Raw genomic sequence first — 8272 nt, forward strand, 5'->3', positions numbered from 1 at the left:
CGACAAGTGGAACAAGTACATCTTCCGCACCGGCCGCAACAGCAGCCAGGACGCGGCCGCCAACGCCGCCGCGCTGGATCAGCCGGGCAACGTGATCGCCATGCTGGCCAACGACAACGCCTTTGGCCGCGACGGCGTGAAGGCCGCCAAGGAATTCACCAAGAAGGCCAAGATCGTTCACGAGGAATACCTGCCCGTGGGCACGACCGACTTCACCGCCGGCCTGCTGCGCATCGTCGACAAGCTCAAGGACCAGCCGGGCACCAAGTACATCTCGGTCGGCTGGTCGGGCGCGCCCACGCCGTTCCCCAAGATCGCCGAGATGGAGCTGGACAAGCGCTACGGCATCAAGCTGGCCACGGGTGGCAACATCCTGCCGGCCATGGTGGCGTACAAGAACTTCCCGGGCATGGAGGGGGCGCTGTACTACTACTTCGGCATCCCCAAGAACCCGGTGAACGAAGCCCTGGTGGCCCAGCACTACAAGGAGTTCAAGACGCCGCCGGACTTCTTCACCGCCGGTGGCTTCAGCGCCGCGATGGCCGTGGTGACCGCGCTCAAGAAGAGCAACGGCGACACCAAGACCGACACGCTGATCAAGACCATGGAAGGCATGAGCTTCGAGACGCCCAAGGGCACGATGACCTTCCGCAAGGAAGACCACCAGGCCATGCAGAGCATGTACCACTTCAAGATCAAGGTCGACCCGGCGTTTGCCTGGGGCGTGCCGGAACTGGTGCGGGAAATCAAGCCCAGCGAGCTGAACATCCCCATTCGCAACAAGAAGTGATGGGGTGACCCCCGCGCCGTGAGCGCGGAGGGGCCACGCCAGAGGCGTGGCACTTCGGGCGCGTCCAGGCCTGCGCAGGCAGGCTCGGAGCCTCGGCCCGAAGCCCCCTGAAGGGGGACAACACGAGCGGCCCGGCCAAGCCGGTTCCGCCGTGTTCTGGAAGGTTGCGGCAGCAGCCGCGACAAGACCTCTTGCTACCGGAGCCTCCATGCTCGAAACCTCTGATCTCACGGTCCGCTTCGGCGGGCACGTGGCGGTGAATGCTGTGTCCTGCGGATTCGCGCCGGGCACGCTCACGGCCATCGTCGGCCCCAACGGGGCCGGCAAGACCACCTACTTCAATCTGATCTCGGGCCAGATCAAGGCCTCGGCCGGGCGCGTGAAGCTCAACGGCGTGGACATCTCGGCCCAGGGCGCACCCGCCCGGGCGCAGGCCGGGCTGGGCCGGGCTTTTCAGCTGACCAACCTGTTCCCCAACCTCACCGTGCGCGAGAACGTGCGGCTGGCGGTGCAGGCGCGGGCGGGTGCCGGCCTGAACCTCTGGCGCATCTGGAGCGACCGCAAGGACCTGGTGGTGCGGGCCGACGAGGTGCTGGAAACCGTGGCGCTGGCCGACAAGGGCGACCAGCTCGCGGCCAGCCTGCCGCACGGTGACCAGCGCAAGCTCGAAGTGGGGATCCTCATGGCGCTGGAACCGCAGGTCTTCATGTTCGACGAACCCACCGCCGGCATGAGCGTGGACGAGGTGCCCGTCATCCTGAACCTGATCCGCCAGCTCAAGGCCGACCGGACCAAGACCATCCTGCTGGTCGAACACAAGATGGACGTGGTGCGCGAACTCTCGGACCGCATCATCGTGCTGCACAACGGCGAGCTGGTGGCCGACGGCGACCCGGCGACCGTGATCGCCTCGCCGGTGGTGCAGCAGGCCTACCTCGGCATCAACCCGGAAGAAGAGGCCATGGCATGAGCGAGGCACTGCTGAAGCTCGAAGGGGTGCACACCCACATCGGCGCGTACCACATCCTCCACGGCGTGGACCTCGTGGTGCCCAAGGGCCAGCTGACCATGCTGCTGGGCCGCAACGGCGCCGGCAAGACGACCACGCTGCGCACCATCATGGGCCTGTGGCACGCCAGCCAGGGCCGCGTCACGCTGGCGGGGCAGGACATCACCGCCTGCCAGACGCCCGACATCGCCACCCAAGGCGTGGCCTACGTGCCCGAAAGCATGGGCATCTTTTCTGACCTGTCGGTGCGCGAGAACATGCTGCTGGCCGCACGCGGCGCGCGCACGCTCGACGACATCGACACCACACGGCTGGAATGGATCTTCGGCCTGTTCCCGGCCATGAAGAAGTTCTGGAACCACCCGGCCGGCAAGCTCAGCGGCGGGCAGAAACAAATGCTGGCCGTTTCGCGCGCCATCGTCGAACCGCGCCAGCTGCTGCTGATCGACGAGCCCAGCAAGGGCCTGGCGCCCGCCATCATCCAGAACATGATCGAGGCCTTCCGCCAGCTCAAGGCGGCGCAGACCACGATCCTGCTGGTCGAGCAGAACTTCAACTTCGCCAGACAGCTGGGCGACAGCGTGGCCGTGATGGACGACGGGCGCGTGGTGCACAGCGGCTCGATGGCCGAGCTGGCGGCCGACGAGTCGATGCAGTCCCGTCTGCTCGGCCTCTCACTCGGAGCGCACCAATGATCGCTTTCAAGGAACTCGACTGGAAGCCCATGGCCCTGGTGCCGGTGCTCGCGCTGGCCGCGCTGCCGGCCATCGGCAGCCCCGCGACCTGGCTCACCCTCACGGTGGCGGGCCTCGCGATGGGGATGATCGTTTTCATCATCGCCTCGGGCCTCACGCTGGTGTTCGGCCTGATGGACGTGCTGAACTTCGGCCACGGCGTGTTCATCGCGCTCGGCGCCTTCGTCGCGACCACGGTGCTGGGCAGCATGAGCGCCTACACGACGGCCGACAGCCTGTGGCTGAACCTGATGGCTATCCTGCCCGCCATGCTCGTGGCCATGGCGGTGGCGGGTGCGCTGGGCCTGGTGTTCGAGCGCTTCATCATCCGCCCGGTCTACGGCATGCACCTCAAGCAGATCCTGATCACCATGGGCGGCATGATCATCGGCGAGGAGCTGATCAAGGTGATCTGGGGCCCGGAGCAGATCGCCTTGCCGATGCCCGAGGCGCTGCGCGGCTCGCTGCTGCTGGGCGATGCCTCGGTGGAGAAGTACCGCATCGTCGCGGTGCTGGTCGGCTCGGCCGTGTTCGCCGCCATGGTCTGGACGCTCAACCGCACCAAGGTCGGGCTGCTGATCCGCGCCGGGGTGCAGGACCGCGAGATGGTCGAGTCGCTGGGCTACCGCATCAAGCGCCTGTTCGTCGGCGTGTTCGTGGCCGGCAGTGCGCTGGCCGGGCTGGGCGGCGTGATGTGGGGCCTGTACCAGCAGAGCGTGACGCCGCAGATGGGCGCGCAGGTCAACGTGCTGATCTTCATCGTCATCATCATCGGCGGCCTGGGCTCCACGCTGGGCGCGCTGATCGGCGCACTGCTGGTGGGCCTGATGGCCAACTACACCGGCTTCCTGGTGCCCAAGGTGGCGCTGTTTTCGAACATCGCGCTGATGGTGGCCATTCTGTTGTGGCGTCCGCAGGGTGTGTACCCGGTCACGAGTCGATGAGAGGCCGATGATGTTGCAACGAATCCTCTCCAAAGACCTGCCACGCAGCCCCTGGCTGGCGGCGTTGCTGGTGATCCTGTTCCTGGGCCTGGCGTTTGCGCCGTTCCTGTTCCCGGGCGTGAAGGCGCTCAACGTCGCGGCCAAGATCCTGATCTTCGTCGCGCTGGTGGCCAGCTTCGACCTGCTGCTGGGCTACACCGGCATCGTCAGCTTTGCGCACACCATGTTCTTCGGCATCGGTGCCTACGGCGTGGCGATCGCGCTCAGCTCGGTGGACGAAGCCTCGTGGGGCGCGCTGCTGCTGGGGGTGCTGGGCGCGCTGGTGGTGTCGCTGGTGCTGTCGCTGCTGATCGGCCTGTTCTCGCTGCGGGTGCGCGCGATCTTCTTCGCCATGATCACCCTGGCCGTGGCCTCGGCCTTCCTCACGCTGGCCTCGCAGCTGTCGGACTTCACCGGCGGCGAAGACGGCCTGTCCTTCAGCGTGCCCGAGGTGTTGTCGCCCGGCTTTGAGCTGAGCGAAGAGCCGGTGGTCACGCCGCTGGGCGAGGTCGGCCTCAATGGCAAGCTCATCACCTACTACCTGGTCTTTGCCTGCGTCTGCGGCATCTTCCTGACCATCCTGCGCATCGTGAACTCGCCCTTCGGCCGCGTGCTGCAGGCCATCCGCGAAAACGACTTCCGCGCCGAGGCGCTGGGCTACCGCACCGTGGTCTACCGCACCCTGTCCAACGTGCTGTCGGCCCTGTTCGCCACGCTGGCCGGCTGCCTGCTCGCGCTCTGGCTGCGCTACAACGGGCCGGACACCTCGCTGTCCTTCGAGATCATGCTGGACATCCTGCTCATCGTCGTGATCGGCGGCATGGGCACACTCTACGGCGCACTGATCGGCAGCGTGCTCTTCGTGCTGGCGCAGAGCTACCTGCAAGACCTGCTGCGCATGGCCGGCGAGGCCACGGCCGGCATCCCGCTGCTGCCCGCACTGCTCACGCCCGACCGCTGGCTGCTCTGGCTCGGTCTGCTGTTCGTGCTCTCGGTTTACTACTTCCCCACCGGCATCGTCGGCAAGCTGCGGGAAAGGGCTTGGCGCCGATCTCTCTGATTCCCCCCCCACCACCCATCCGTCCAGGAGGCATGCCATGCAGCAGCGCATTGATCGAAACCGACGGCTCCGTCTGAGCCTCGTCACCGTCGCCACCGCCGGTCTGGCCGCCTGTGGCGGGGGACAGATCCTGGAAAAACCCGACTGGCTGGGGGATGTGCACTCGGCCCAGCTCGACGGCGAGACCGACGACCTGCTGACCGCCGGCCTGGGCAAGAGCGGGCTGGCGTCGCCCGTGGCACCGGCCTATGCCGATGCGCTGGCGCCCACCGCGGCCGAGCTGCGCCGAACCGCGATCCACACCAACTACCGCGCCATGGTGGACATGACCACCGCCGGTGGCTACGGCGTGTTCTACGGCCCCAATGTGCGGGCCGACGGCACCGTCACCACCGACGAGGGCAAGGTCGCCGGTCACGAATACCACGCCTTTGCCGACGACGGCAGCGGCCGCCGCAACGTGGGCCTGATGGTCCAGGTGCCGGACAGCTTCAACCCGGACAAGCCCTGCATCATCACCGCCACGGCCTCGGGCTCGCGCGGCGTCTACGGCGGCATCTCCACCGGGGAATGGGGCCTCAAGCGCGGCTGTGCCGTGGCCTACACCGACAAGGGCACCGGCGCCGCCCCGCACGACCTGCAGAACGACACCGTGCCGCTGATCGACGGCACCCGCACCAGCGCCAGCGCCGCCGGCCAGGCCGCAGCCTTCAACGCCGGCCTGTCGGAGAGCGAACGGGTCGCCTTCAACGCCGCCACGCCCCTGCGCTTCGCCTTCAAGCACGCCCACTCCGGCCAGAACCCCGAGAAGGACTGGGGCCAGAGCACCCTCCGGGCGGTGGAGATGGCCTTCTACGTGCTCAACGAACAGCTGGGCGCCACCGACCTGCTGGGCCGCAAGCTGGTGACCTTCGAGCCGAAGAACACGCTGGTCATCGCCTCCAGCCTGTCCAACGGCGGGGGCGCCGCACTGGCCGCCGCCGAGCAGGACAAGCAAGACCTGATCGATGGCGTGGCGGTGTCCGAACCCGCGGTGGAAATGCCGGCCGACCATGGCGTGACGGTGCAGCGCGGCGGCGTGACGGTGCCGGTGGTGGGCAAACCGCTGGTGGACTTCACCACCTACGCCAACCTCTACCAGGCCTGCGCGTCGCTGGCGCCTTCGGTGGCCAGCGGGCCGTACGCCGCCGCCTTCGCCGCCGGCTTTGGCGGGGTGGCCTTCCCGGTGGCGCCCAACCGCTGCGCGGCGCTCAAGGCCCAGGGCCTGCTCACGGCCGACACCACCACCGCCCAGGCCGAAGAAGCGCTGGGCCGCCTGCTGGCCTACGGCTGGGAGTCCGACGCATCGCCGCTGCACCCCTCGCACGCCGCGTTCGAGATCGCGCCAGCCGTGGCCACCACCTTTGCCAACGCCTACGCCCGCGCCCAGGTGAACGAGAACCTGTGTGGCTTCAGCTACGCGGCCACCACCACCGCGGGGGCGGTCACCAGCTTGCTGCCGGCCTCGCTGGCCGGCATGTTCGCGGTCGGCAACGGTGTGCCGCCGTCCAGTGGCGTCAACCTGGTCAACAACAACGGCCTGTTCGGCCCGGCGCGCGACTTCCTGTCGTTCAACCCGCTGGGTGTGCCCGACTGGAACCTGGCCGGCGCCCAGTGCCTGCGCAACCTGGTCACCGGCAACGACGCGCCGGCCCGCCGCCTGCAGGCCGGCCTGGACGAAGCCCGCCACACCGGCAACCTGCGCGGCAAGCCGGCCCTCATCGTGCACGGCCGCAACGACGCGCTGCTGCCCGTCAACCACACCTCGCGCCCCTACGTCGCGCTCAACGGCCGGGTCGAAGGCGGCAAGAGCCGGCTGCGTTACATCGAGGTCACCAACGCCCAGCACTTCGACGGCTTCATCGGCCTGCCCACCTTCCTGCCCGGTTACGACAGCCGTTTCGTGCCGCTGCACGTCTACCTCAACCGGGCGCTCGACGCGATGTACGGGCACCTGAGCACCGGCGCCGCGTTGCCGCCCAGCCAGGTGGTGCGCACCGTGCCGCGCGGCGGCACCCCCGGGGCTGCCCCGGCGCTGACCGCGGCCAACCTGCCGGCCATCGTGGCGCAGCCCGCTGCGGGCGACCGCATCAGTGTGGGCAGGGCCACGGTGGCGGTGCCCGATTGACCGCCCGTTTCCAACCTCCCGTGCAAGGCCTCACCATGTCGCCCCAGTCCTGCTACCTCACCTGCGAAGACCGCGAAATCCACTACATGGACTGGGCGCCCGCACCCGGCGTGCCGGGGCAGGGCGCGGTGATCGCCTGGCACGGCCTGGCGCGCACCGGGCGCGACATGGACGCGCTGGCCGCGCACCTGAGCGCGCAGGGCTACCGCGTGATCTGCCCCGATACCATCGGCCGCGGCCTCTCGCAATGGAGCCCGGACCCGAAGGCCGAGTACTGCCTGGCCTTCTACGCCCGGCTCGCACGCGCGCTGGTCGACCAGCTCGGCCTGGACCAGTTCCACTGGGTCGGCACCTCCATGGGCGGCGCCATCGGCCTGGTCTGCGCCGACGGTCTGCTGCGCGGGCGCATTCAGCGCCTGGTGCTCAACGACATCGGCCCCCAGCTGGCCGAGGCGGCGGTCGAACGCATCCGCAGCTACGCCGGCAACCCGGCCAGCTTTGCCACGGTGGGCGCGCTGGAGCAGTACTTCCGCACCATCTACAAACCCTACGGCTTTCTCAGCGACGCGCAGTGGATGCTGCTGACCGAAAGCTCGGTGCGCCGCCTGCCCGATGGCCGCGTGACGCCGCACTACGACCCGGCCATGGTGATGCAGTTCACCCAGCACCCGGCCGACTACGACCGCTGGCCCGAATACGACCGCATCGACATCCCGGTGCTGTGCCTGCGCGGGGCCGATTCGGACCTGCTGCTGGCCGACACCGCGGAGCAGATGCGCGACCGCGGCCCGCGCGCACTGGTGGTCACCATCGCCGGCTGTGGTCACGCGCCCGCGCTCAACGTGCCCGAACAGCTGGAGCTGGTGCAGCGCTTCCTGGCCGGTCAGTGAAGGGTGGCCGGTTCAGATCAGCGGCCGCAGCCCGCGCGCCGCTTCCTGCAGCACCGGCAGCAGGCGCTTGACCGCGTCGTCGCGGTGTTCCTGGTTGATCGGCATGGTGATGCTGATGGCGCCGTGCACGGCGTTGTTGCGGTCCAGCAGCGGCACGGCCAGGCCGCGGTAGTTCAGTTCCATCTGCTGTTCCGACAGCGCCCAGCCCTGGCGCCGCACCTGCGCCAGCTCGGCGCGCAGTTCGTCGGGGTTGGCGATGGTGTAGGGCGTGTAGGTGCTCAGGCGGTGTTGCTGCAGCCACTGGTCGGCCAGGGCCTCGCCCAGCCCGGCCAGGATGGCCATGCCCGCCGCCGTCACCTGCGCCTGCACGCGCGAGCCCAGCATGTAGCCGGTGTTCATGTGGCGGTGCGCGCCGCTGCGGGCGATGTAGACCGCGTCTGCGCCGTCCAGCACGCCCAGGTAGGCCACTTCCTGCGTGCCGCCCGCGATGCGCTGCAGGAAGGGCTGCACCAGCCGGGGCAGGCGGGCCGATTCCAGGTAGGCGTGGCCCAGGCGCAGGATGCGCGGTGTCAGCCAGAACAGCTTGCCGTCGGTGCCCACATAGCCCAGGTGCGCCAGCGTCAGCAGGTAGCGCCGCGC

General features: G+C 68.7%; 8 protein-coding genes. 7 read left to right on the forward strand and 1 reads right to left on the reverse strand.

Annotated elements, in window-relative coordinates:
• The 7 genes from RMP09_RS20365 to RMP09_RS20395 all read left to right on the forward strand — a co-directional run.
• On the forward strand, positions 1 to 790 hold a 790-nt coding region (locus RMP09_RS20365; protein WP_310567796.1), incomplete at its 5' end, for an ABC transporter substrate-binding protein.
• Between the two features lie 208 nt (positions 791 to 998).
• Positions 999 to 1760, forward strand: coding sequence for an ABC transporter ATP-binding protein (locus RMP09_RS20370; RefSeq protein ID WP_310567797.1), 762 nt, complete (start codon positions 999 to 1001; stop codon positions 1758 to 1760).
• A complete protein-coding gene (locus RMP09_RS20375) occupies positions 1757 to 2494 on the forward strand; it encodes an ABC transporter ATP-binding protein (protein WP_310567798.1) in 738 nt (245 codons plus the stop codon). Before RMP09_RS20370 ends, RMP09_RS20375 begins: the two co-directional genes overlap by 4 nt.
• Positions 2491 to 3477, forward strand: coding sequence for a branched-chain amino acid ABC transporter permease (locus RMP09_RS20380; protein ID WP_310567799.1), 987 nt, complete (start codon positions 2491 to 2493; stop codon positions 3475 to 3477). Before RMP09_RS20375 ends, RMP09_RS20380 begins: the two co-directional genes overlap by 4 nt.
• Positions 3478 to 3487: 10 nt before the next feature.
• Entirely contained in the window at positions 3488 to 4576 is a 1089-nt protein-coding gene (locus tag RMP09_RS20385) for a branched-chain amino acid ABC transporter permease (protein ID WP_310567802.1), read from the forward strand.
• A 37-nt stretch (positions 4577 to 4613) separates the two neighbouring features.
• The gene (locus RMP09_RS20390) at positions 4614 to 6743 is read left to right on the forward strand and encodes a D-(-)-3-hydroxybutyrate oligomer hydrolase (RefSeq protein ID WP_310567800.1); all 2130 of its coding nucleotides are present in this window, start codon (positions 4614 to 4616) and stop codon (positions 6741 to 6743) included.
• A gap of 35 nt (positions 6744 to 6778) precedes the next feature.
• Positions 6779 to 7633 (forward strand): alpha/beta hydrolase, encoded by an 855-nt coding sequence (locus RMP09_RS20395; protein WP_310567803.1) that lies wholly within the window; start codon positions 6779 to 6781, stop codon positions 7631 to 7633.
• A 12-nt stretch (positions 7634 to 7645) separates the two neighbouring features.
• Here RMP09_RS20395 and RMP09_RS20400 read toward each other — a convergent pair.
• The coding region (locus tag RMP09_RS20400) for an IclR family transcriptional regulator C-terminal domain-containing protein (RefSeq protein WP_310567801.1) at positions 7646 to 8272 on the reverse strand (627 nt) is incomplete at its 5' end.

Origin of the sequence: Hydrogenophaga sp. (genome assembly GCF_031426985.1) — a bacterium.
In the GTDB taxonomy this organism is placed as follows: Bacteria; Pseudomonadota; Gammaproteobacteria; order Burkholderiales; family Burkholderiaceae_C; genus Hydrogenophaga.